The sequence below is a fragment of the Mycobacterium tuberculosis complex sp. N0072 genome (genome assembly GCF_030323725.1).
In the GTDB taxonomy this organism is placed as follows: Bacteria; Actinomycetota; Actinomycetes; order Mycobacteriales; family Mycobacteriaceae; genus Mycobacterium; species Mycobacterium tuberculosis.
The window spans coordinates 4,275,549-4,298,079 of the sequence record NZ_CP040689.1 but is presented as its reverse complement, the minus strand read 5'-3'; the positions used below and the strand labels follow the sequence as shown (position 1 = coordinate 4,298,079).

Below are 22,531 nucleotides of genomic sequence, written 5' to 3'. Positions count from 1 at the left end.
GCACCAAGACGCCACCCAGGGCCTTCCCGATGGATTGGCGTCAGCAGCAACGGATTGGTGGGCCAGCAGCAACCGCCATCGTCGAAGACCTCAACCCCCTTTACACCCCCAACTGCGAAACGCCACCGTAGGTCGTGGACTTTATGGCTAGTGCTTCTTCCCTTTGGGTAGCAAACCCCGGACCATCGACAACGCCTTGTTGGCGCCCGGGCCCACGTTGGCCCCGCGGAGCGCATTTGTTGCTGCTGCCGTGGCGGCAGCGGTGCTGGTGGCGGCACTGGCCCCGGTGGTGCTGCCGATAGGGATGGCGATGGCAGGGGCGATGGCGGGGATACCGCGGATGCCCTGGACCAAATCACGCGGGTTCACAGCGGGTGCTGGTCCGGGCTGATAAGCCCTGTCAATTATGGGCCGCAGTGCGGCATCAACTGTTCCCGCCGCCTGCGGGGGCAGGCCCGCCATGTCCACCAGCGCCCGCACCAGAGGTAGCTGATCGGTCCGGATGAAGTAGGTCGTGGTCGTCGCACCCAAACTGTTCGTTGTCGTCGTAATGTCCCTAGGCGCAACGCGAGCTGGGTCCGAGAATGCGGTGGCGCTGTGGCCGTAGTATCCGCCCGCGGCAATCGCATTGAGGTCAGCGAGTAGGTTGCCCGGACGATTAGGCGGGTCAGAAAAAATGTCGTACTGGCCCACGATATTGATTGTGTCGTACTGGCTTTCCACTGGGGCCGGAACGGTGTAGTCGATGATCGGCACGTGGGTTCCCGGCCTAAACGCCCGCCAAAGAAGATTGTTAGGGTCGCCGGCCTTGATGAATGTGAGTTGCCCAGGGGGAGGAGCCGTCGGGTCATTCGCTAACCGTGCCTGCTCGCGGTCAAGCACGAGCGTGCCCTGTGATAACCCGGCCACGAAGATTGGCCCGTCAGTGCTGCGGATCGCCGCATCGAGATTGTTCGTCCCGGCACTGACAGAACTGCCGACGGTGGGCGAATTCAAGCCTGTGACAGGCCAAAAGCTGCCTGGATATGAAACGACGTGGCGGGTAGCGGTGGGGTTGTAGTAATTCGCGCCGATCTGAGGCTGCATCGCGGGATTGAAATGATAGAGCGACCTGAGTGGCCCGTACGGGGACGGTGCGGTACCGGGTACTATCAACGCAGTATCGGCCGAAGCGATTCCGTCGCCCAATATAGCTGCGCAAGCTAGCATTCCGCCCGCGATGGCCCCGACGAGCAGTTTGGTCACAGCGTCCCCTTTGTGTAGCGGCGGTACAGCGGCCGACCAACGCAAACCAGCAGCAATAGCAAACACGTTATCGTGCCTTACGGTCGCAACGCAGTCGGAGACGCCTGGACATTTCATGTGAGAGCTCTGCGTTAGGCAAGCCCGCCGCCGCCTACAGGTTGCTCAGGCCTAGCGTGAGCATCAGGCAACCTCCGGCGGCCACCAGCAACGCGGCGTCGCGGCGGCTACGGGACCGCAGCCATGATTGCAGCGCAGCCATGAACGCGCGGGTCTTACGCGGTGCTGCCAGGTAGCTGACGAGGGGGACTTCGGCCACTGTGAATGCCACCACGTTGAACGTAACGACAGCCAGTGCCTGTGTTGCCGGCGTAGCGCCGGAGGCAAGAATGGCGGCCATCGCGCCCATGTAGTTGGCCGAAGGCAGTGCGGCTCCTAGGCCACTCACCCCGGCGACATACAGCGAATCGCCCTGCAGAAAACAACGTGCACGCACAGCCAGCTTATGCGCACCACTTGGCGGTACCGACTCCCGTAGGACCCTGCCACCGTCGTCTCCGACGCGGGCGTGGGTAGCTCGCCGGACATGCTTGCCTATGACATTTGTGGTCAGCGCAAACGCGATAAGCAAGGCAATCAGCCCGGTCCCGATCTGTACCTCGGCCACACTGAAATGTCCGGCCAGCGGAGTGGCCCCGAGGACCACAAGCGTCACCATGGCCACGCCACCAGCCATCGTGTAACCACCGCACAAGAATGTGAGCAAATGGAGCAGCGGGCGGCGCCTGTTGAGCATGAGGACCACCAAACCGATCCGTACCGGCTCGCAGATCACCGAGAGCGCCAAGACCAGCACGGTGGACCACATGGTGAGCAACCGTACTCCGCCGCTGACGATTGTGGTCTGCGGAGCGTCGTCGGAGGAAATTACGCCCGCCGGTTTGAGTGTCACACCGTCTGGCCGTAGCTTACTTGCGTGCCCTGGCGGGGCTCGGTCCGAGTGCAGGAGGAATGAGTGTTTAGCATTACAACGCTCCGCGACTGGACGCCGGACCCAGGTTCGATTATCTGTTGGCACGCATCACCGACGGCGAAGGCGAAAGCCCGGCAAGCGCCGATAAGTGAGGTGCCGCCCAGCTATCAACAAGCTCAACACCTTCGACGTTATCGCGATCATGTAGCGCGCGGTCTCGATATGTCGCGCCTGATGATCTTCACCTGGGATCTACCTGGCCGGTGCAACATCCGCGCCATGAATTATCCGATCAACGCACACCTTCGCCGCCACGACACCTACCACAGTTGGTTTGAGTTCGACAATGCCGAACACATCGTTCGGCATACCATCGCTGACCCTGCAGATATCGAAGTCGTCCAAGCTGAGCATCAGAACATGACGTCGGCGGAGCTGCGCCACCACATTGCAACGCCGCAGCCGTTGCAGTGGGACTGCTTCTTGTTCGGGATTATTCAGAGTGACGATCACTTCACCTTCTATGCGAGTATCGCTCATCTCTGTGTCGATCCGATGATTGTGGGCGTCCTTTTCATCGAGATCCATATGATGTACTCCGCATTGGTGGGAGGCGACCCGCCGATCGAGCTCCCGCCGGCGGGCCGCTACGACGACCACTGTGTCCGACAGTACGCCGACACGGCCGCCTTGACGTTGGACTCCGCCCGGGTGCGCCGTTGGGTCGAATTCGCTGCCAACAACGACGGAACCCTGCCGCACTTCCCGTTGCCGCTCGGCGATCTATCGGTGCCCCATACCGGAAAGCTGCTTACCGAAACGCTGATGGACGAGCAACAGGGCGAGCGATTCGAAGCCGCCTGCGTCGCTGCGGGCGCCCGTTTTAGCGGTGGCGTTTTCGCCTGCGCCGCCCTCGCTGAGCGCGAGTTGACCAACTGTGAAACGTTTGACGTGGTAACGACGACTGATACACGTAGGACGCCGACAGAACTCAGAACGACGGGCTGGTTTACCGGGTTGGTGCCGATCACCGTGCCGGTCGCCTCAGGACTTTTCGATAGCGCCGCCCGTGTCGCGCAGATCTCCTTCGATTCGGGTAAGGACCTGGCGACCGTACCATTCGACCGCGTATTGGAGCTGGCACGCCCCGAAACGGGGCTGAGGCCGCCCCGGCCGGGCAATTTCGTGATGTCCTTTCTGGATGCCAGCATTGCGCCTCTTTCTACGGTCGCTAATTCCGATCTGAATTTTAGGATTTACGACGAAGGTAGGGTTTCTCATCAGGTCTCGATGTGGGTCAATCGGTATCAGCATCAGACCACAGTGACGGTATTATTCCCGGACAACCCGATCGCAAGCGAATCCGTCGCCAATTACATCGCGGCCATGAAATCCATCTATATCCGCACCGCCGACGGCACGCTCGCGACACTTAAACCAGGCACATGACACGTCGCTTGGATCGTCGCTGTGGCTTAAGTCTGGAGTGAGGCTGTGCCCCAGGGCAGTGCGAAAATCGCGCGCGAAACCGTGGGTTCACGTTCGGTGGAGGGCGAGCAACTCGTCCAGCAGTGCGATGAATTCTTTGGGGCGCGTGGGCGTGCAGGCTGGTTTCGGCCGCATCCCCGGTACGTCGAGGGTGACCAACGTCGACTTCAGCGGCCGGTACACGTCCAGTGGCAGCCAGCGGCGAAGGTCTGGCCTGCCCCAGATATTGAACCGGGCCATTAAAAAGCCCAGCGATTCAGCCTGATATCCGCGGATCTGGTCCAGTGGGATGACCTTGGCCGTGCCCGAAGGAAAATGATAGCGGCGCAGCGTGAGTGCAGCACGATCCAGCTGTACAACGCCGTCGTCGTAGAACTGCATCATGGCCGTGAACTGCGTAGTTGATGGCCCCGGGCGGTGAGGCAGCGACCGTCGTCCAGACGCCACTGCCAGCCGTGCAGGTTACAAGTGAGCGTGTTGCCTTCCACCACACCGAATTTCGATAGGTCGGCTTTGAGATGGGGGCAGCGGCGCTGGATCTCCCAACCGTTCAGGGTGATCGATGAGGAGTCATCGTGGGCCTCGGCGAACCAGCCGTCGGCGTAGGCGATGCGTTCGTCGGTCAGACACTTGAAGAACGTGTAAAGGTATTCGTTGTAGCCACCAACCCGCCATGCCCGAAATCGGGTGGATAAGAAGATGGTGTTGACCCAGTCGGGTTCGTTGTCGCGCAGCACCGTGCGCACCAGCTCCGGCGCGATCGCGAACCCGTAGCGGAACCTCTCGTCGGGAATCGGTTCTCGTACAGCTCTTTTCGGAAAGTCCAAAACAATGGTTTCGGGACCGATGGCGAGCTCGACCGGGTATCCGATGCCGTCGCAGATCTCGTTGCTTTGCAGCATGATCGGCTCGAACAGGGTGCGCAGCGGCTGCAGCAGTGGCTCGCCGGCGGCGGCGGCCCAGCCAGCCTTTTGCGCGGCGAGCACCGGCGCCATCCGGTCGGCATAGTCAGCGATGTATGCGGCTTTGTCGGTGGTAAAGATGGCCTCGACCTGTTCGGCGGGCAGTGGATGGCGCAATGAATTCAGGGTTGTACCAGTGAAATCCGCAGTCGAGCCGGGGATCATCAGCAGCCCGCCGTCCTGGCCGTGCGCCCGCATCTGATCCAGGAACACCATCTGGTCGGGGAAGATATTGGCCGGATCGCTACCGTCGTCGTTGAGGTGGCGCAGCTCGGGGGCTAAAAAGCATGGCGGCCCCGCCGACGGCACCACCCACGTCGCTCCCACCTGCGCGATGTACTGGCGAGCACGGTCCATCTGCCGTTGCCGCTTTTGGGCGCCGAACGCATCCTTCGCGCGCGGCGGCATGTCGTAGACCATCGGGTACCAGATCGCGCCCGAGTACTGCAGCATATGCACGTCGATGTGACCGAACTCCGATGCCAGCACGTCCAAATCGACCGGGCGGGCGTCGTTCATGTTGAAAGCCGTTGTTTCGCCGTCGGCAACGACTAGCGCCGAGTCGCCGATCGGACCGTCGGCGGGGGCCCGCAGTGCGATGATCATCACGTCGAGATCGCCGTTGGGTCCCCTCAGGCGGTGTTTGACCGAGTCGGTGGTTTCGAAGAACCGATGAAATCCTAACTTCTGCAACTCATTTCGCAGGTCGGGTACCGGAAAGTCGGGCAGCAGCACGACGGCGTCCTTGTTGACGTGCGCTCGTAGATTTTCCGCGTCGAAGTGGTCCTTATGTAGGTGCGAGACATACAGATAATCGCACTCACCCAAAGCGCCCCAGTCCAGCCCGCTGTTGTCGGGGAACGGAAACCAAGACGCAAAGTAGGCCGGATTGACCCAAGGGTCGCACAGGATGCTGCCGGCCTGGGTCTGGATCAGAAAGCCGGCGTGACCAACGCTTGTGACCTGCACAGCTACCTTTCGGAAGAGCTTACGAGCGCAAAGCGCAGCCTCGAGCTTAGCGTGAGCTGTCGTCTTCGGCCTGCCACAGCCGGCGGTAGTAGTCGATGCGAGCCGGGTCCGGCGCCACACCGTAGGCGGCGAAGAACTCGTCATCTCTGACCTGGCCCGGGTAGTCGGGAAAGTTCCATTGCAACGACAGCGTCGCGACCGCGAGGTCGGCCCACCGATCGGCCACACCGAGATTGCCGAAGTCGACGTGTCCGCAACAGCGGCCGGTGTCATCGAGGATGGTGTTGGGTGAGCACGCGTCGCCGTGACAGACGACCAACCGATCAACCGGCGGTGAGTCACCCAGTTCCGCGCGTCGCGCCGGGGCCAGCTTGGCCAGCCGGCTGGCCGTCGACCAGTCGAACGGACATGAGTGCACCGGCAAGCTGTCGTGCAGGGTGCGCAGCCCCGCACCCAGCGCCGGGACCGCGACCTGCGGGGACGCCCGCCAGCGCGGGTGCACCGCGGACAAGCCGGGCAGCGCATCGGTGTGCAACCAGGCCCAATCGCCGTCGACCCCGACACCCAGTACCCGCGGCACCGCCAGGTACGGCGCGGCCCAGCGCAGCCGCCGCGCCTCATTAGCGAAGTCGGCGGTACCCCTCCTGGCGACCTTGATGAACTCGCAGCCGGCGCCCATGCCGGAGTCCACCCGGAAGGTGACGCCGCCCAGTTCGTTGACCCACACCGCGCGCACCGGCCTGCCGACGGCAAACCGGGCAACGATCGCGGGCAGCGCGGGTGGCGATGAGGGGAAGGACACGGCTCACCTCTTTCGTCAATTTGGGTTTTCGCCACTTTGGGCGGCTTGCAGCCGGGACCACTAGGCTGAACTGCTGTGGAACCGGTATACGGCACCGTCATTCGGCTTGCTCGCTTGTCCTGGCGCATACAGGGTCTGAAGATCACCGTCACGGGTGTGGATAACCTACCGACCAGCGGCGGCGCCGTCGTCGCGATCAACCACACCAGCTACCTCGACTTCACCTTTGCGGGTTTGCCCGCCTACCAACAGGGCCTCGGGCGCAAGGTGCGGTTCATGGCCAAGCAGGAGGTGTTCGATCACAAGATCACCGGTCCCATTATGCGCAGCCTGCGCCACATCCCGGTGGATCGGCAGGACGGGTCCGCGTCCTATGACGCCGCCGTCAGGATGCTGAAGGCCGGCGAACTCGTCGGCGTGTACCCCGAGGCGACCATCAGCCGCAGCTTCGAGATCAAGGAATTCAAGACGGGGGCGGCCCGAATGGCGATCGAGGCCGGGGTCCCGATCGTTCCGCATATTGTTTGGGGTGCGCAGCGGATCTGGACTAAGGACCGTCCCAAAAAGCTGTTTCGCCCGAAGGTGCCGGTCACGATTGTCGTCGGTGAACGGATCGAACCGACGCTGCCCACCGCTGAACTGAACGGCCTGCTGCACTCCCGGATGCAACATTTGCTGGAGCGGGCCCAAGAACTGTACGGACCGCATCCGGCCGGCGAGTTCTGGGTGCCGCACCGGCTGGGCGGCGGCGCCCCGTCGCTTGCCGAGGCGGCCCGGTTGGACGCGCAGGAGGCGGCGGTTAGGGCTGCGCGCCGCGCTCAGCGAGCCCATCCCGCCGGGGCGCCGGAGCAGTGACCGATGGCGGAGCCGACCTATCGCGTCTTAGAGATCCTGGCCCAGTTGCTGGTGCTGGCCACCGGAACCCGGATCACCTACGTCGGCGAGGAGAATGTGCCCGACCAAGGCGGCGCCGTGGTCGCTATCAATCACACCAGCTATGTCGATTGGCTGCCGGCCGCGTTGGCCATGCATCGTCGGCGTCGCCGGATGAGGTTCATGATCAAGGCCGAGATGCAACGGGTGCGGTTGGTCAACTTCCTGATCAGGCACACCCGGACCATTCCGGTGGACCGGGGCGCCGGCGGTAGCGCCTATGCGGTGGCGGTGCAGCGGCTGCGCGAAGGGGAACTGGTCGGGGTCTACCCTGAGGCCACCATCAGCCGTAGCTTCGAGCTCAAAGGGTTCAAGACGGGGGCCGCCCGAATGGCCGCGGAAGCGGATGTCCCGATTGTGCCCGTCGTTGTCTGGGGTGCTCAGCGGATCTGGACCAAGGACCATCCCAGGCAGATAGGACGCGCCAAGGTGCCGGTCACGGTACAGGTGGGTCGGCCGCTGCGGGCCGCGGCAGGCATCGAACAGACCAACGCGGCGCTGCGTGAGTCGATGACCGCGCTGCTGTGGCAAGCGCAGGAGCGGTATCCGCATCCGGCTGGGGCGTACTGGGTGCCCCGCCGACTCGGCGGCGGCGCGCCAACGCTGGCCGAGGCGGCACGGATGGAGGCTGACGAGGCGGCGGCAAGGGCCGCTAGCCGGACACCGCATGAATCGCGGTAAGAGGTGAAGGAGAATACATGGCTGAGCCGTTCTTCCGGATGATGGAGATTCTTGTTCCGTCGATCGTCGCGGCCAACGGAAACAAGATCACATTCGAAGGCCTGGAGAACATCCCCGAACGTGGCGGCGCGTTGATCGCACTCAATCACACGAGCTACGTGGACTGGGTTCCGGCATCGATCGCCGCCCACCATCGGCGGCGGCGGCTGCGGTTCATGATCAAGGCCGAGATGCAAGACGTACGGGCGGTCAACTACGTGATCAAGCATGCCCAGCTCATCCCGGTGGATCGCAGTGTGGGGGCCGATGCGTACGCGGTGGCAGTGCAGCGGTTGCGGGCCGGGGAACTCGTTGGGTTACACCCGGAGGCGACTATCAGCCGCAGCCTCGAACTGCGCGAGTTCAAGACCGGAGCGGCCCGGATGGCGCTGGAGGCGCAGGTGCCGATTATTCCCATGATCGTCTGGGGCGCGCACCGGATCTGGCCCAAGGATCATCCAAAGAACCTGTTCCGCAACAAGATTCCGATCGTCGCGGCGATCGGATCGCCGGTGCGGCCGGAGGGCAATGCCGAGCAGCTCAATGCCGTGCTGCGCCAAGCGATGAATGCGATTCTCTACCGCGTACAGGAGGAGTATCCACATCCCAAGGGGGAGCACTGGGTGCCGCGGCGGCTGGGCGGCGGCGCGCCGACGGTGGAGGAGTCCAGGCAGCTCAGAATCGCTGAATTGGCGAAGCGGCGGCAAAAGCGCGGATACGACGGCGTGACCTCATCACGGCGCAGCCAAGTCGGCCCGCACTGACAAGCCAGCCAACTTTGAAACCGACTGTGCCGGCGCTCGTCGCGTGTGACGTCGACGGAACCCTGCTCGATGACGGAGAAACCGTCACCAAACGCACTCGCGACGCGGTGCATGCCGCGGTAGACGCCGGCACGCACTTCATCCTGGCCACCGGCCGGCCGCCGCGCTGGGTGCGACCCATCGTCGATGCCCTCGGCTTCGCGCCGATGGCGGTGTGCGCCAACGGCGCCGTCATCTACGACCCCGGGACCGATCGGGTGATGTCGGTGCGCACCCTGCCCGTCGACGCCCTGGCAACGTTGGCCGAAGTTGCGACCCGCGTCATACCGGGTGCGGGACTGGCGGTCGAGCGGATCGGCGAGCGCGCACACGACACGGCGACCCCCCAGTTCGTCAGCTCGCCGGGCTACGAGCATGCGTGGCTGAATCCGGACAACACCGAAGTGTCGATCGACCACCTGCTCAGCGCGCCGGCGATCAAACTGCTGATCCGTAAAGCCGGTGCTGCCAGTGCCGACATGGCCGCCGAACTGGCTAAGCATGTCGGTTTCGAGGGCGATATCACCTACTCGACCAATAACGGGCTGGTGGAGATCGTGCCGCTCGGTATCAGCAAGGCCACCGGTGTCGACGAGATTGCCCGGCCGCTTGGAATTTCCGACGCGGAGGTGGTGGCGTTCGGCGACATGCCCAACGACGTGCCGATGCTGCTGCGGGCCGGTTTGGGTGTGGCGATGGGTAACGCGCATCCCGACGCGCTGGCCGTCGCCGACGAGGTCACTGCACCCAATAGCGAGGACGGCGTCGCGCGGGTGCTGGAGCGCTGGTGGTCCTAGCATGGCCCACGTGACCCGGCGCCTTTGTGGCTCGGGAGTGCGTGACTGAGCCGGCCCCTCGCGCAGATTCGCGACGGGCGAACCGTGACCAGATGTGGTCCGAGATGGACGCCATCGAGGTGGATGAGCAGGTCGTGACCCGCGCGGCTGACCTGGCCCATGCGTGGCTACGACGCGGTGCACTGCGCATCGGCCGAGCAACTCGATGACGACGAGGTTGTGGCCGCGGCGGCAGATCAGCGGCTGCTAACCGCATGGTTGGAGCTTGGCATGGCAACCTACGACACCAACCAACGGGCCACGCCGCGCTAAGCCGCCGGTTTGATTGCCAGGGCGAGCTGTTGGGGAATGTAGTTGATCAGCAGCGGAGCCATTCCCATGAAGGGTGTGCCGAAAACGGTTACGGTGGTTGGGAAACCGGGAATAGGAACCGGAGCACCCGGGAAGCTGATCGTCGCGGTGACGGGATGCGGCGGCACGAGAATCCCGTCGAAAGGCAAGTGCAGCGTGATCCCGACCGTCGGGGGCAGAGGGGACGGGAGCCCCGTGGGCACCAGGATCGGCGTATCCAACACGGTTGCGCTGTTGAGGAAGCCGTCTAACGCGTGGGCCGGGGCGTCGATAAGCGCACCCACCGCCCCTAGGTAGTTGCCGGCCAACAGGGCCTGCTCGATGGTTTCCGCGCTCGTCGCAATCGCGTTCAGTGACGCGAACGGCGCACCCAATGTGGCGTAAGTGAGCACCAATGGCACCCCGAAGAAGGTGCTCAAAGTCCCGGCGGTGGTTGCGATATCGAACGAAGCGACCGCCTGGATGTTCGGGTTGGAGAGCGTCGTGAGCACGTTGGTGAAGTTCTGCGACATGTCTCGCAGGATGGAGGGGGGCATCAGGTTGGTGAAGTACTGCGCCTCTTGTGCCGGGATGGTCATGATGGTGAACAGATCTCCCAGCGGGCCCAGCAGCTTGGGTTTCGCGGTGACACTAATGGTGGTGCCCATTGTGCCGATCGTCACGTCGCTGGTGTCGAACCCGGTGACCAGAAGGTTTGTCATGGCCTTACCCAGGTTCGCCACCGCGGCGTTGTAGTCACCCACCAGAAGCTGTTGAAACGCTAGCTGAAGCTCCGCCGCAAGGTTGGGCCACCCGGCAATGACGCTGGTGACCCCCTGACCGACCGTCGTGGCGAATAGCTGGGCGAAGCCGATCTGCGAGCTAATAATCTGTTGGATGTAGTACGCCGCGTTGAAGGCCAGGAATTGCTGGACGGCCGCGTCGATGGCCGCTGGCAAATTCGCCACCAGGGCGGGGAAGTTCTGGACGGCGTTGGCGAGCGCCGCGGCGATCTGCTGCCAGTAAACCTGGTGGTTGGCGATGATCTGGCGGAGGAATGGGAACGGGTTGGCCGACCATGCGCCGTAGAGGGATTCCAGGTTGGTGGCCGTGTTGGCAACGAGTTGGCCGTATGCGCCGCCCGGAGCGGCGGCCGCGGCCGCGGAAACGGCGCGCTGTCCCGCCTCGATCTGACCGAACAGCTGCCCGCCGTTAGCGCTTTCGGTGTTGAGATACGCCGCCGCGCCGCGGTTCAACGTGCGTACGAACTCGGTATGAAACGCGGCCAGTTGGTTGCTCACGGTTTGAAATTCCTGGCCGTACCTGCCGAACAGCTGCGAGACAGCGATCGACACGTCGTCGGCGGCCGCGGCCGCCAGCCCGGTCGTGGGGCCCGCCGCCGCAGCGGTCGCTTCCCGAAGCGTCGAGCCGATGGCCGCCAAATCCCCCGCCGCAGCCGCCACGGCCTCCGGCACTGTGACCACGAACGACACGTTGTTCCTCTCGACTGGCCTGCGGCGACCCGGTGATCAGCCCGGCAAATGGAGCCTAATGGCACAGGGTGTCTATGCGCCGGCGATTCCGCGCCGCAAAAGCCAGAATGTGAAAAGTGCACACACATAATGTGAATAGTGCACACCCGCGACTCAGGTGATCGGATGCGTTGGCAGCGTGAAGTGTTCGGGCGGCACCGTCGGGCCGCTCGGGGGCCGCGTCGCCAGTGGCGTCGTGATCCCGTCGACGACTTCGGTGACATTACCGGTGAGGCGCTCGAAGTTCAAGGTTCCGTGTTGAAAGTTCTGCGTGATCTGCAGCGGCTCCTGGATCTCCGCGCTGGTCGGCAGTCCCAGCGGGCCGCGTTCGTAGCTCTGCGAAGCCCAGGCCTCATAGATTGCCCCCGTGATCGGCTGAGCGTCGGTCACCGGCGACCAATACATGGCGCCCTTAGCGAAGGTTGCATACCGCGCCCCATCCGCGGCGTCGGCCTCCGGCGAGGTCGGTGCACCCAGCGCGCTGTTCATGCCGCCCAACGCCTGCCAGCGCTGATAGATCGCGCCGCCTTCCAGCGCCTTGATCAGCTCCTCCGGCGGGTCGTTGAAATGTGCTGCGATGTCCCGGATCTCGTCCACCACAGCGTAGGCGGCGTTGCCCGGACAGTCGGTGTTGCCGACGTCGCGATGGGTGAAGATGGCGGGCAATCGCGCTATGGCGCCACCCGGAAACGTGGTGTACGAGCTACCCGCTGACTGCAGATCCACCATGCTCCTGGGATCGACGTCGTCCATGCCCAGCCGCCAGCCGAGCAGCCGGCCGACGGTTCGGATCTGGATCGGCGTGGGGGCCACATCGTCGAAGTTGCCGATCATGGCAACCCCCAGGTGTTGCGGTTGAATCCGCCGGTGTGGAACCCTTCGACCGGCTTGGTGAGGCCGCCGGCGCTACCCTCGAACACCTGGCCGTACTTGTCGACGAGGGCGTTGTACGCGATGTCACACCAGCCCAGGGTCTTGCTGTGGTAAGTGTAGATGGCTTTGACTATGCCGGCGGACTCCAGCGGAGAGTAGTCGTTGCTCCCCGCGGTGTGGTGGACCACCGCGGCACGAACCCCCCTGTCGTACTCCGGTGTTTCGCATCGCAGTGACTCGTCTGCGCCCCATTCCGCCCGGCTGATGATGGCCGGCGGCTGGCCTGCCATGGTGACTGCGGTTGGTGGCGTCCACTGCGTTCCGGGCGGCGCTTGCGGCGGCGAGATCAGGATCGCGGAGATGTTCTGCCCGAATGGCTGTTCCTTGGTGGCTGGACGGTATCCCAAACCGCTGTCGAGCAAGTCGTTGGGCGGCCGCCCCGCCGGCGGTTGAGTTATCGGTGCGTCGATCGGGCGAGTCACCGCGACCTGCACGGTGGTGGTGGTGCCCACGAACACCGGATCGGTGCTACGGGGACCCGGATTGAGTCCTCCAAGTTCCACGGACCCGTCGGTGCCCGCCGGATCGCGTGGTTCGGTTTCATACTCGGTCTGATACCACGGCCCCCAGTCACCGTCCGGGCGCTTGGCGCGCACACGAGCGGAGGTACCGGCCAGGTCGCCAGTCAACGCCACCAATGAAAACGGTGTGTCCTGGGTGAGTTCGCGTACCGTGACGCCGCCGCCGAGCCCGATCAGTGGCTGCTCGGCGAGCTGGGTGTTGGGCGTCGGCGATGGTTCATGGGAGCTGGCGGGTGGACGATTCGCTATCCACGCGACGATGACGACGGTCGCTGCCATCGCGGTGAGCAGCGTCGTCGGCGCGCGGGTGCGGGACGGCACCAGCTGATGTTACGTGTGTTTCTATTGGTATTAATGAGACGACACGGAATCGGTGCGATAAAACTCTCGAGAACACCTAGCGACCCTTAGGCGAGTAATTGTGACGGGCCGAAGCAATGACCGACGCCTTGGCCGCGGGTGCGTTTTCGGCCGACCCGGGGCTTAGGCGACCGGCACGGTGATTGGGTCCGTCGGTGGCACCGCCGCGGCCGCGGGGATGGGCGGGACCGGCGGGCTGGCTGCCGGCGCGGCCGCGCCGCCATTCTGGACGGCCTGCATGATCGACGGCATTAGCACACCTTTTAGCAGGTCGATAGCCTGACTGGCGCCCAACTCGTTGGCCACCTGCATCACGTCGTTGACGAGACCGCCGCCGCCGGTGGAGGTGGTGGCGGGGCTGCTCGGTATGGTCCCCAGTGTTGGATCACCGAGGATCGGATAGGTGCCGTCAGCCCCGGGATCCAATCCGACCGGCGTCGTAATCGGGATTTCGTTGGCGCCGCCCAGCGCGGGATCCAAACCCGTCGGGCTGGTCAATCCCGGCGTCGCCCCGGTCGGGCTGGTCAGCGCGGGGTTGGTGAGCGCCGGATTGGCCCCCACGCCGGGCGTTGGCGCCAGGGTGGTGCCGGGCGCGGCGAGTGATCCGGGCAGGGTTGGCGTCAGGCCCGGACTGGTAAGGGCAGGGTCGGTGAGGCCCGGGCTGGTCAATCCCGGGCTGGTCAATCCCGGACTAGTCAGGCCAGGACCGGTTAGACCCGTGCTGGCATCGCCGCTCCCGGTCAGGCTGGGCACCGGCGGTATGTTGATCCCGAACTGGGACAACCCCTGCGATAGCGCGGACATCAGCTCGCCGGGCAGGTCGGTCAACACCGCCGCCTGCTTGAATTCATGGTGCTCGGGCCGCTCGGTCGTTTCGGTTGATTCGTAGACAAGAAAATATGCACAAGGACTTGCAACTGCCAGGGCGGCGACCGCGCTCATGGCTGTCGAGAGCTTGCGTCGGCGTCGGTTCGGCACGGAAGTCTCCTCAATCTGGATTATGTGTGGCGCCGGGTTCGCCGGCTCCCGCGGTCGCGAGTGCATGGCATGAACCCACACGCTCGATGGTACGAGTGTGGTTGATGTGACTAGAGTGGTTATATCGAATCGTGAGGCAATCGCGACCAAACGACCTCCGGCCAACCACACTGGTCGGCCATGCGCACCTGCGGTGAAACCCGTTCGGGCCATGACCGCCACGAGCTGCCAAATCGGGTTTTGCCAGCAAGGTCGGTTACCCTATGCAACCGATGACCGCTCGTTTTGACCTTTTCGTCGTCGGCTCAGGATTCTTCGGCCTGACGATTGCCGAGCGCGTGGCCACCCAACTCGACAAGCGCGTGCTCGTCCTCGAGCGGCGCCCGCACATCGGGGGCAATGCCTATTCCGAAGCCGAGCCACAGACCGGCATCGAGGTCCACAAGTACGGTGCGCACCTGTTTCATACCTCTAATAAGAGAGTGTGGGACTACGTGCGGCAGTTCACCGACTTCACCGACTACCGGCACCGGGTCTTCGCGATGCACAACGGGCAGGCATATCAGTTTCCGATGGGGCTCGGCCTGGTATCGCAGTTCTTCGGCAAGTACTTCACGCCCGAGCAAGCCCGCCAGCTGATCGCCGAGCAGGCCGCCGAGATCGACACCGCCGACGCGCAGAACCTCGAGGAGAAGGCCATCTCGCTGATCGGCCGGCCGCTCTACGAAGCGTTCGTCAAGGGGTACACGGCCAAGCAATGGCAGACTGACCCCAAAGAACTTCCGGCCGCCAACATCACGCGGCTTCCCGTGCGCTACACCTTCGACAACCGGTATTTCAGCGATACTTACGAGGGTTTGCCGACCGACGGGTACACGGCGTGGTTGCAAAACATGGCCGCTGACCACCGCATCGAGGTCAGGCTGAACACCGACTGGTTCGACGTGCGCGGCCAGCTGCGCCCCGGCAGCCCGGCGGCCCCGGTCGTTTACACCGGCCCGCTGGACCGCTACTTCGACTACGCCGAAGGCCGATTGGGCTGGCGCACCTTGGACTTCGAGGTGGAAGTGCTACCGATCGGGGACTTTCAGGGCACCGCGGTGATGAACTACAACGATCTCGACGTCCCCTACACGCGCATCCACGAGTTCCGCCACTTCCACCCCGAGCGTGACTACCCAACGGACAAAACGGTGATCATGCGGGAATACTCCCGGTTCGCCGAGGACGACGACGAGCCATACTATCCGATCAACACCGAGGCTGACCGCGCCCTGTTGGCCACCTATCGGGCCAGGGCGAAGTCCGAGACCGCGTCATCGAAGGTACTGTTCGGCGGCCGGTTGGGCACCTACCAATATCTGGATATGCATATGGCCATTGCCAGCGCCTTGAACATGTACGACAACGTCCTCGCGCCGCATCTGCGCGACGGCGTCCCACTGCTTCAGGACGGCGCATGAGTGAACTCGCCGCGAGCCTGCTGTCTCGGGTCATCCTGCCGCGCCCAGGTGAACCCCTTGACGTGCGCAAGCTGTACCTCGAGGAGTCAACGACCAACGCCCGGCGCGCGCATGCGCCAACCCGGACCTCGCTACAGATTGGCGCGGAGTCCGAGGTGTCGTTCGCCACCTACTTCAACGCTTTCCCGGCTAGCTATTGGCGACGTTGGACGACGTGCAAATCGGTGGTGTTGCGCGTGCAGGTGACCGGCGCCGGGCGGGTAGACGTCTACCGGACCAAGGCCACCGGTGCCCGGATCTTCGTTGAGGGCCACGACTTCACCGGCACCGAGGATCAGCCAGCCGCCGTGGAGACCGAAGTGGTGCTGCAGCCTTTCGAAGACGGCGGGTGGGTCTGGTTCGACATCACCACCGACACCGCGGTCACCCTGCACAGTGGTGGCTGGTATGCCACCAGCCCCGCTCCGGGGACGGCCAACATCGCGGTCGGCATCCCGACGTTCAACCGCCCCGCAGACTGCGTCAACGCGCTGCGAGAACTCACCGCCGATCCGCTGGTGGACCAGGTGATCGGGGCGGTGATCGTGCCTGATCAGGGTGAGCGCAAGGTGCGCGACCACCCGGATTTCCCCGCCGCGGCTGCGAGATTGGGTAGTCGGCTCTCCATCCACGACCAGCCCAACCTGGGCGGTTCCGGCGGCTACAGCCGGGTGATGTATGAGGCACTGAAAAACACCGACTGTCAGCAGATCCTATTCATGGACGACGACATCCGCCTCGAGCCGGACTCGATTCTGCGGGTGCTGGCCATGCACCGGTTCGCCAAGGCGCCGATGCTGGTGGGTGGTCAGATGCTCAACCTGCAGGAGCCGTCGCACCTGCACATCATGGGCGAAGTCGTAGACCGGTCGATATTCATGTGGACCGCCGCGCCGCATGCCGAGTATGACCACGACTTCGCCGAATACCCGTTGAACGACAACAACTCCCGTAGCAAGTTGCTGCACCGGCGTATCGATGTCGACTACAACGGCTGGTGGACGTGCATGATCCCACGCCAGGTCGCCGAAGAGCTAGGACAGCCGCTGCCGTTGTTCATCAAATGGGACGACGCCGATTACGGCCTGCGGGCCGCCGAGCACGGGTATCCGACCGTCACGCTGCCCGGTGCGGCGATCTGGCACATGGCCTGGAGCGATAAGGATGACGCCATCGACTGGCAGGCCTATTTCCATCTGCGCAACCGGCTGGTGGTGGCCGCCATGCACTGGGACGGCCCAAAGGCGCAAGTCATCGGCCTGGTCCGCAGCCATCTCAAGGCAACCCTGAAACACCTTGCCTGCCTGGAATATTCGACGGTGGCAATCCAGAACAAGGCCATCGACGACTTTCTCGCCGGCCCCGAGCACATCTTTTCGATCCTGGAATCGGCGCTGCCGCAAGTGCACCGCATCCGCAAGAGCTATCCGGACGCGGTGGTGCTGCCGGCGGCCAGTGAGTTGCCGCCGCCGTTGCACAAGAACAAGGCAATGAAGCCGCCGGTGAACCCGTTGGTCATCGGCTACCGGCTGGCCCGCGGGATCATGCACAACCTGACCGCCGCCAACCCCCAACACCACCGTCGCCCGGAGTTCAACGTTCCGACCCAGGATGCGCGCTGGTTCCTGCTGTGCACTGTCGACGGGGCCACCGTCACCACGGCCGACGGATGCGGCGTGGTCTACCGGCAGCGCGACCGGGCCAAGATGTTCGCGTTGCTGTGGCAGTCGTTGCGCCGTCAGCGCCAGTTGCTGAAACGGTTCGAGGAGATGCGCCGGATTTATCGCGACGCGTTGCCGACGCTGTCCAGCAAGCAGAAGTGGGAGACGGCGCTGCTGCCGGCGGCAAACCAAGAGCCCGAGCATGGCTGAACGGGCGCCACGCGGCGAAGTCGCCGTGATGGTGGCCGTGCAGTCGGCGCTGGTCGACCGTCCGGGGATGCTGGCCACTGCGCGCGGACTCTCCCACTTCGGCGAGCACTGCATCGGTTGGCTGATCCTGGCGCTGCTGGGCGCGATAGCCCTGCCACGGCGCCGCCGGGAATGGCTTGTGGCGGGGGCGGGCGCGTTCGTCGCCCATGCCATCGCCGTGCTGATCAAGCGGCTGGTGCGGCGTCAGCGGCCGGATCATCCGGCCATCGCGGTCAACGTGGACACGCCAAGTCAACTGAGCTTTCCGTCGGCACACGCCACCTCGACCACGGCCGCGGCCCTGCTCATGGGCAGAGCCACCGGGCTGCCGCTACCGGTTGTGCTGGTGCCGCCGATGGCGCTGTCGCGAATACTGCTGGGGGTCCACTACCCCAGTGATGTGGCCGTGGGTGTTGCTCTGGGCGCCACCGTCGGGGCCATCGTGGACAGCGTCGGCGGGGGCCGGCAAAGGGCCCGGAAGAGATGAGCTCGGATGAGTGAAGATGTGGTGACTCAACCTCCGGCAAACCTGGTCGCCGGGGTGGTCAAGGCGATCCGCCCGCGCCAGTGGGTGAAAAACGTGCTGGTGCTGGCCGCGCCGCTGGCCGCGTTGGGCGGCGGTGTCCGCTACGACTACGTCGAGGTGCTCAGCAAGGTGTCGATGGCCTTCGTGGTGTTCAGCCTGGCCGCCTCGGCGGTGTACCTCGTCAACGATGTGCGCGACGTCGAGGCAGACCGGGAGCACCCCACCAAAAGGTTCCGGCCGATCGCCGCCGGCGTGGTGCCCGAGTGGCTGGCGTACACCGTGGCGGTGGTACTGGGAGTGACATCGCTGGCCGGTGCCTGGATGCTGACCCCGAACCTGGCGCTGGTAATGGTCGTCTACCTCGCCATGCAGTTGGCGTATTGCTTTGGTCTCAAGCATCAAGCGGTGGTGGACATCTGCGTCGTGTCGTCGGCGTATTTGATCCGCGCCATCGCCGGGGGCGTGGCCACCAAAATCCCGCTGTCCAAGTGGTTTTTGCTGATCATGGCATTCGGTTCGCTGTTCATGGTGGCCGGCAAGCGCTACGCCGAGCTGCATCTGGCCGAACGCACCGGCGCTGCGATCCGCAAGTCGCTGGAAAGCTACACCAGCACCTATCTGCGGTTCGTCTGGACGTTGTCGGCCACCGCGGTGGTCTTGTGCTACGGGCTGTGGGCTTTCGAGCGCGACGGCTACAGCGGGTCCTGGTTCGCGGTGTCGATGATTCCGTTCACCATCGCGATCCTGCGCTACGCGGTGGACGTCGATGGCGGCCTGGCCGGGGAGCCGGAAGATATCGCGCTGCGTGACCGGGTATTGCAGCTGCTGGCGCTGGCGTGGATAGCAACGGTTGGGGCCGCTGTTGCCTTCGGCTAGCCTCAAGCTCAACGTCCTCCCAGTCGGGGTGCTGCCCCGCCGGCCGGTGGTCGGGCGGGTCGGTCGGCCGGTGTTTCCGTATGAGCCCATGGTCCGGGTCAGCTTGTGGCTGTCGGTGACGGCGGTCGCCGTGCTGTTCGGCTGGGGGAGCTGGCAACGTCGCTGGATCGCTGACGACGGACTGATCGTCCTGCGGACGGTACGCAACCTATTGGCCGGCAACGGACCGGTCTTCAACCAGGGCGAGCGAGTCGAAGCGAACACCTCGACAGCGTGGACGTATCTGCTGTATGTGGGCGGCTGGGTGGGCGGGCCGATGCGCCTGGAGTACGTGGCGTTGGCCCTGGCCATGGTGCTTTCGCTGCTGGGAATGGTGCTGCTCATGCTGGGGACCGGCCGGTTGTACGCACCCAGCCTGCGGGGCCGTCGGGCGATCATGCTTCCGGCCGGGGCGCTGGTATATATCGCGGTGCCACCGGCCCGCGACTTCGCCACCTCCGGCCTGGAGAGCGGGCTGGTGTTGGCCTATCTGGGGCTGTTGTGGTGGATGATGGTCTGCTGGTCACAGCCGCTGCGGGCCCGCCCGGACAGCCAGATGTTCCTCGGCGCGTTGGCCTTCGTCGCCGGATGCAGCGTGCTAGTGCGGCCGGAATTCGCGCTGATCGGCGGGCTGGCGCTGATCATGATGTTGATCGCCGCGCGGACCTGGCGTCGCCGCGTGCTGATCGTGCTGGCCGGCGGATTCTTGCCGGTGGCCTACCAGATCTTCCGGATGGGCTATTACGGACTGCTGGTTCCGAGTACCGCGCTGGCCAAGGATGCCGCGGGCGACAAGTGGTCGCAAGGCATGATCTACGTGTCGAACTTCAACCGGCCGTACGCACTGTGGGTGCCGTTGGTGCTGTCGGTGCCGCTGGGATTGCTGTTGATGACGGCGCGCCGCCGGCCGTCGTTCCTGCGTCCCGTGCTGGCACCCGACTACGGTCGGGTGGCCCGGGCGGTGCAAAGTCCGCCGGCCGTGGTGGCTTTCATCGTCGGCAGCGGCGTGCTGCAGGCGCTGTACTGGATTCGGCAAGGCGGCGACTTTATGCACGGCCGGGTGTTGCTGGCGCCGCTGTTTTGTTTGCTGGCCCCGGTGGGGGTCATTCCTATTTTGCTGCCCGACGGTAAGGACTTTTCGCGGGAGACCGGTCGCTGGCTAGTCGGCGCGCTCAGCGGGCTCTGGCTGGGGATCGCGGGTTGGTCGCTGTGGGCGGCAAACTCGCCGGGCATGGGTGACGACGCCACCCGGGTCACCTATTCGGGCATCGTCGACGAGCGCCGCTTCTACGCCCAGGCCACCGGGCACGCGCATCCGCTGACCGCCGCGGACTACCTCGATTACCCGCGAATGGCTGCCGTGCTTACAGCGCTCAACAACACCCCGGAAGGGGCGTTGCTATTGCCGTCGGGCAACTACAACCAGTGGGACCTGGTGCCGATGATCCGGCCCTCGTCGGGGACCGCGCCGGGTGGCAAGCCGGCGCCGAAACCGCAGCACGCAGTGTTTTTCACCAACATGGGCATGCTAGGCATGAACGTCGGGCTCGATGTCCGGGTGATCGACCAAATCGGGCTGGTAAACCCATTGGCCGCGCACACCGAGCGGCTGAAGCATGCCCGTATCGGCCATGACAAGAATCTGTTCCCGGACTGGGTGATCGCCGACGGACCCTGGGTGAAGTGGTACCCGGGTATTCCCGGCTACATCGACCAGCAGTGGGTCACGCAAGCCGAAGCGGCCCTGCAATGCCCCGCGACTCGGGCGGTGCTTAATTCTGTGCGCGCCCCGATCACCCTGCACCGATTCCTCTCCAACGTGTTGCATTCCTACGAGTTCACCCGTTACCGCATCGACCGCGTTCCGCGCTATGAATTGGTCCGGTGTGGGCTCGATGTTCCCGACGGGCCCGGCCCGCCACCGCGGGAGTGAGGGGCAATGAGCGCGGGGGCAATACTGACAGCAAGATCACAATTGAGCCGGCACTAGCGGTCGACACATGCCCAGACACTGCGGAAATGCCACCTTCAGGCCGTCGCGTCGGTCCCGAATTGGCCGTGAACGACCGCCGGATAAGGGTTTCGGCGGTGCGCTTGATGCGGGTGGACGCCCGAAGTTGTGGTTGACTACACGAGCACTGCCGGGCCCAGCGCCTGCAGTCTGACCTAATTCAGGATGCGCCCAAACATGCATGGATGCGTTGAGATGAGGATGAGGGAAGCAAGAATGCAGCTTGTTGACAGGGTTCGTGGCGCCGTCACGGGTATGTCGCGTCGACTCGTGGTCGGGGCCGTCGGCGCGGCCCTAGTGTCGGGTCTGGTCGGCGCCGTCGGTGGCACGGCGACCGCGGGGGCATTTTCCCGGCCGGGCTTGCCGGTGGAGTACCTGCAGGTGCCGTCGCCGTCGATGGGCCGTGACATCAAGGTCCAATTCCAAAGTGGTGGTGCCAACTCGCCCGCCCTGTACCTGCTCGACGGCCTGCGCGCGCAGGACGACTTCAGCGGCTGGGACATCAACACCCCGGCGTTCGAGTGGTACGACCAGTCGGGCCTGTCGGTGGTCATGCCGGTGGGTGGCCAGTCAAGCTTCTACTCCGACTGGTACCAGCCCGCCTGCGGCAAGGCCGGTTGCCAGACTTACAAGTGGGAGACCTTCCTGACCAGCGAGCTGCCGGGGTGGCTGCAGGCCAACAGGCACGTCAAGCCCACCGGAAGCGCCGTCGTCGGTCTTTCGATGGCTGCTTCTTCGGCGCTGACGCTGGCGATCTATCACCCCCAGCAGTTCGTCTACGCGGGAGCGATGTCGGGCCTGTTGGACCCCTCCCAGGCGATGGGTCCCACCCTGATCGGCCTGGCGATGGGTGACGCTGGCGGCTACAAGGCCTCCGACATGTGGGGCCCGAAGGAGGACCCGGCGTGGCAGCGCAACGACCCGCTGTTGAACGTCGGGAAGCTGATCGCCAACAACACCCGCGTCTGGGTGTACTGCGGCAACGGCAAGCCGTCGGATCTGGGTGGCAACAACCTGCCGGCCAAGTTCCTCGAGGGCTTCGTGCGGACCAGCAACATCAAGTTCCAAGACGCCTACAACGCCGGTGGCGGCCACAACGGCGTGTTCGACTTCCCGGACAGCGGTACGCACAGCTGGGAGTACTGGGGCGCGCAGCTCAACGCTATGAAGCCCGACCTGCAACGGGCACTGGGTGCCACGCCCAACACCGGGCCCGCGCCCCAGGGCGCCTAGCTCCGAACAGACACAACATCTAGCGGCGGTGACCCTTGTGGTCGCCGCCGCTAGATGTTTCCTAAATCCCGTCCCTAGCTCCCGCCGCGGG

At 64.5% G+C, this 22,531-nt stretch carries 19 protein-coding genes and 1 pseudogene; 12 read left to right on the top strand and 8 right to left on the bottom strand.

The genetic code is table 11. The annotated features are described in order from the left end of the window. Positions 1 to 147: 147 nt before the first annotated feature. Positions 148 to 1,362, bottom strand: a complete 1,215-nt coding sequence (chp1, locus tag FF952_RS20120) for a sulfolipid-1 biosynthesis membrane-anchored acyltransferase Chp1 (RefSeq protein WP_003902749.1) — start codon at positions 1,360 to 1,362, stop codon at positions 148 to 150. 34 nt (positions 1,363 to 1,396) lie between these two features. Then, entirely contained in the window at positions 1,397 to 2,110 is a 714-nt protein-coding gene (gene sap, locus FF952_RS20115; RefSeq protein ID WP_003420848.1) for a sulfolipid-1 biosynthesis transporter Sap, read from the bottom strand. Positions 2,111 to 2,257: 147 nt separating this feature from the next. Between sap and papA2 the strand changes: the two genes are divergently transcribed. Continuing rightward, positions 2,258 to 3,664: a trehalose-2-sulfate acyltransferase gene (papA2, locus tag FF952_RS20110; protein WP_003905166.1), complete on the top strand. Its 1,407-nt coding sequence runs from the start codon at positions 2,258 to 2,260 to the stop codon at positions 3,662 to 3,664. A gap of 87 nt (positions 3,665 to 3,751) precedes the next feature. Here papA2 and FF952_RS20105 read toward each other — a convergent pair whose 3' ends face one another. The 3 genes from FF952_RS20105 to FF952_RS20095 are packed head-to-tail and all read right to left on the bottom strand — an operon-like array spanning position 3,752 to position 6,436. Continuing rightward, positions 3,752 to 4,087: a hypothetical protein gene (locus FF952_RS20105; RefSeq protein ID WP_003420840.1), complete on the bottom strand. Its 336-nt coding sequence runs from the start codon at positions 4,085 to 4,087 to the stop codon at positions 3,752 to 3,754. Continuing rightward, positions 4,084 to 5,634 carry an MBL fold metallo-hydrolase gene (locus tag FF952_RS20100; RefSeq protein ID WP_003905165.1) on the bottom strand — a complete coding sequence of 517 codons (1,551 nt, stop codon included), beginning with the start codon at positions 5,632 to 5,634 and terminating at the stop codon, positions 4,084 to 4,086. The genes FF952_RS20105 and FF952_RS20100 overlap by 4 nt, the downstream gene beginning before the upstream one ends. A 46-nt stretch (positions 5,635 to 5,680) precedes the next feature. Next, positions 5,681 to 6,436 (bottom strand): aminoglycoside 3'-phosphotransferase, encoded by a 756-nt coding sequence (locus FF952_RS20095; RefSeq protein ID WP_003420830.1) that lies wholly within the window; start codon positions 6,434 to 6,436, stop codon positions 5,681 to 5,683. Between the two features lie 75 nt (positions 6,437 to 6,511). On the opposite strand from FF952_RS20095, the gene FF952_RS20090 reads away from it, so the two are divergent. The 5 genes from FF952_RS20090 to FF952_RS20070 all read left to right on the top strand — a co-directional run bounded on the left by FF952_RS20090 (position 6,512) and on the right by FF952_RS20070 (position 10,001). Further along, on the top strand, positions 6,512 to 7,291 hold the full coding sequence (locus FF952_RS20090) for a lysophospholipid acyltransferase family protein (protein WP_003420827.1): 780 nt from the start codon (positions 6,512 to 6,514) through the stop codon (positions 7,289 to 7,291). Positions 7,292 to 7,294: 3 nt separating this feature from the next. Continuing rightward, the gene (locus tag FF952_RS20085; RefSeq protein WP_003420824.1) at positions 7,295 to 8,050 is read left to right on the top strand and encodes a lysophospholipid acyltransferase family protein; all 756 of its coding nucleotides are present in this window, start codon (positions 7,295 to 7,297) and stop codon (positions 8,048 to 8,050) included. Positions 8,051 to 8,067: 17 nt separating this feature from the next. Beyond that, positions 8,068 to 8,853, top strand: a complete 786-nt coding sequence (locus FF952_RS20080) for a lysophospholipid acyltransferase family protein (RefSeq protein WP_003420820.1) — start codon at positions 8,068 to 8,070, stop codon at positions 8,851 to 8,853. A 14-nt stretch (positions 8,854 to 8,867) separates the two neighbouring features. Then, entirely contained in the window at positions 8,868 to 9,689 is an 822-nt protein-coding gene (locus FF952_RS20075; protein WP_003420817.1) for a Cof-type HAD-IIB family hydrolase, read from the top strand. A 159-nt stretch (positions 9,690 to 9,848) separates the two neighbouring features. Beyond that, positions 9,849 to 10,001: a PIN domain-containing protein gene (locus FF952_RS20070; RefSeq protein ID WP_003420812.1), complete on the top strand. Its 153-nt coding sequence runs from the start codon at positions 9,849 to 9,851 to the stop codon at positions 9,999 to 10,001. Here the strand turns inward: FF952_RS20070 and FF952_RS20065 are convergent. The 3 genes and pseudogenes from FF952_RS20065 to FF952_RS20055 form a co-directional block, all read right to left on the bottom strand. Beyond that, the gene (locus FF952_RS20065) at positions 9,998 to 11,512 is read right to left on the bottom strand and encodes a PE family protein (RefSeq protein WP_003905162.1); all 1,515 of its coding nucleotides are present in this window, start codon (positions 11,510 to 11,512) and stop codon (positions 9,998 to 10,000) included. The genes FF952_RS20070 and FF952_RS20065 overlap by 4 nt on opposite strands. A gap of 153 nt (positions 11,513 to 11,665) precedes the next feature. Then, positions 11,666 to 13,326 (bottom strand): annotated as a pseudogene (locus FF952_RS20060) (N-acetylmuramoyl-L-alanine amidase). 162 nt (positions 13,327 to 13,488) lie between these two features. Further along, entirely contained in the window at positions 13,489 to 14,343 is an 855-nt protein-coding gene (locus FF952_RS20055; RefSeq protein ID WP_003420801.1) for an exported repetitive protein, read from the bottom strand. Between the two features lie 263 nt (positions 14,344 to 14,606). Here FF952_RS20055 and glf point away from each other — a divergent pair, with 263 nt between their 5' ends. From glf to ag85A, 6 genes are all read left to right on the top strand, one after another. Beyond that, positions 14,607 to 15,806 (top strand): UDP-galactopyranose mutase, encoded by a 1,200-nt coding sequence (gene glf, locus FF952_RS20050; protein WP_003420798.1) that lies wholly within the window; start codon positions 14,607 to 14,609, stop codon positions 15,804 to 15,806. After that, positions 15,803 to 17,716 carry a galactofuranosyl transferase GlfT2 gene (gene glfT2 / locus FF952_RS20045; RefSeq protein ID WP_003900761.1) on the top strand — a complete coding sequence of 638 codons (1,914 nt, stop codon included), beginning with the start codon at positions 15,803 to 15,805 and terminating at the stop codon, positions 17,714 to 17,716. Before glf ends, glfT2 begins: the two co-directional genes overlap by 4 nt. Further along, positions 17,709 to 18,242 carry a phosphatase PAP2 family protein gene (locus tag FF952_RS20040; protein ID WP_003899705.1) on the top strand — a complete coding sequence of 178 codons (534 nt, stop codon included), beginning with the start codon at positions 17,709 to 17,711 and terminating at the stop codon, positions 18,240 to 18,242. Before glfT2 ends, FF952_RS20040 begins: the two co-directional genes overlap by 8 nt. 6 nt (positions 18,243 to 18,248) lie before the next feature. Beyond that, complete coding sequence (locus FF952_RS20035) at positions 18,249 to 19,157, top strand: decaprenyl-phosphate phosphoribosyltransferase (RefSeq protein WP_003420788.1); 909 nt, start codon at positions 18,249 to 18,251, stop codon at positions 19,155 to 19,157. Then, positions 19,132 to 21,129, top strand: coding sequence for a terminal beta-(1->2)-arabinofuranosyltransferase (gene aftB / locus FF952_RS20030; protein WP_009936680.1), 1,998 nt, complete (start codon positions 19,132 to 19,134; stop codon positions 21,127 to 21,129). The genes FF952_RS20035 and aftB overlap by 26 nt, the downstream gene beginning before the upstream one ends. 294 nt (positions 21,130 to 21,423) lie before the next feature. After that, positions 21,424 to 22,440, top strand: a complete 1,017-nt coding sequence (gene ag85A / locus FF952_RS20025) for a diacylglycerol acyltransferase/mycolyltransferase Ag85A (RefSeq protein ID WP_003900759.1) — start codon at positions 21,424 to 21,426, stop codon at positions 22,438 to 22,440. Positions 22,441 to 22,531 lie beyond the last annotated feature (91 nt).

Excerpts from the sequence above, each read along its gene's own strand:
- chp1 (WP_003902749.1), bottom strand. The coding sequence starts at position 1,362 with ATGAAATGTCCAGGCGTCTCCGACTGCGTTGCGACCGTAAGGCACGAT.
- sap (WP_003420848.1), bottom strand. The coding sequence starts at position 2,110 with ATGTGGTCCACCGTGCTGGTCTTGGCGCTCTCGGTGATCTGCGAGCCG.
- FF952_RS20105 (WP_003420840.1), bottom strand. The coding sequence starts at position 4,087 with ATGATGCAGTTCTACGACGACGGCGTTGTACAGCTGGATCGTGCTGCA.
- FF952_RS20085 (WP_003420824.1), top strand. The coding sequence starts at position 7,295 with ATGGCGGAGCCGACCTATCGCGTCTTAGAGATCCTGGCCCAGTTGCTG.
- FF952_RS20080 (WP_003420820.1), top strand. The coding sequence starts at position 8,068 with ATGGCTGAGCCGTTCTTCCGGATGATGGAGATTCTTGTTCCGTCGATC.
- FF952_RS20070 (WP_003420812.1), top strand. The coding sequence starts at position 9,849 with ATGCGTGGCTACGACGCGGTGCACTGCGCATCGGCCGAGCAACTCGAT.
- glf (WP_003420798.1), top strand. The coding sequence starts at position 14,607 with ATGCAACCGATGACCGCTCGTTTTGACCTTTTCGTCGTCGGCTCAGGA.
- glfT2 (WP_003900761.1), top strand. The coding sequence starts at position 15,803 with ATGAGTGAACTCGCCGCGAGCCTGCTGTCTCGGGTCATCCTGCCGCGC.
- FF952_RS20040 (WP_003899705.1), top strand. The coding sequence starts at position 17,709 with ATGGCTGAACGGGCGCCACGCGGCGAAGTCGCCGTGATGGTGGCCGTG.
- FF952_RS20035 (WP_003420788.1), top strand. The coding sequence starts at position 18,249 with ATGAGTGAAGATGTGGTGACTCAACCTCCGGCAAACCTGGTCGCCGGG.
- ag85A (WP_003900759.1), top strand. The coding sequence starts at position 21,424 with ATGCAGCTTGTTGACAGGGTTCGTGGCGCCGTCACGGGTATGTCGCGT.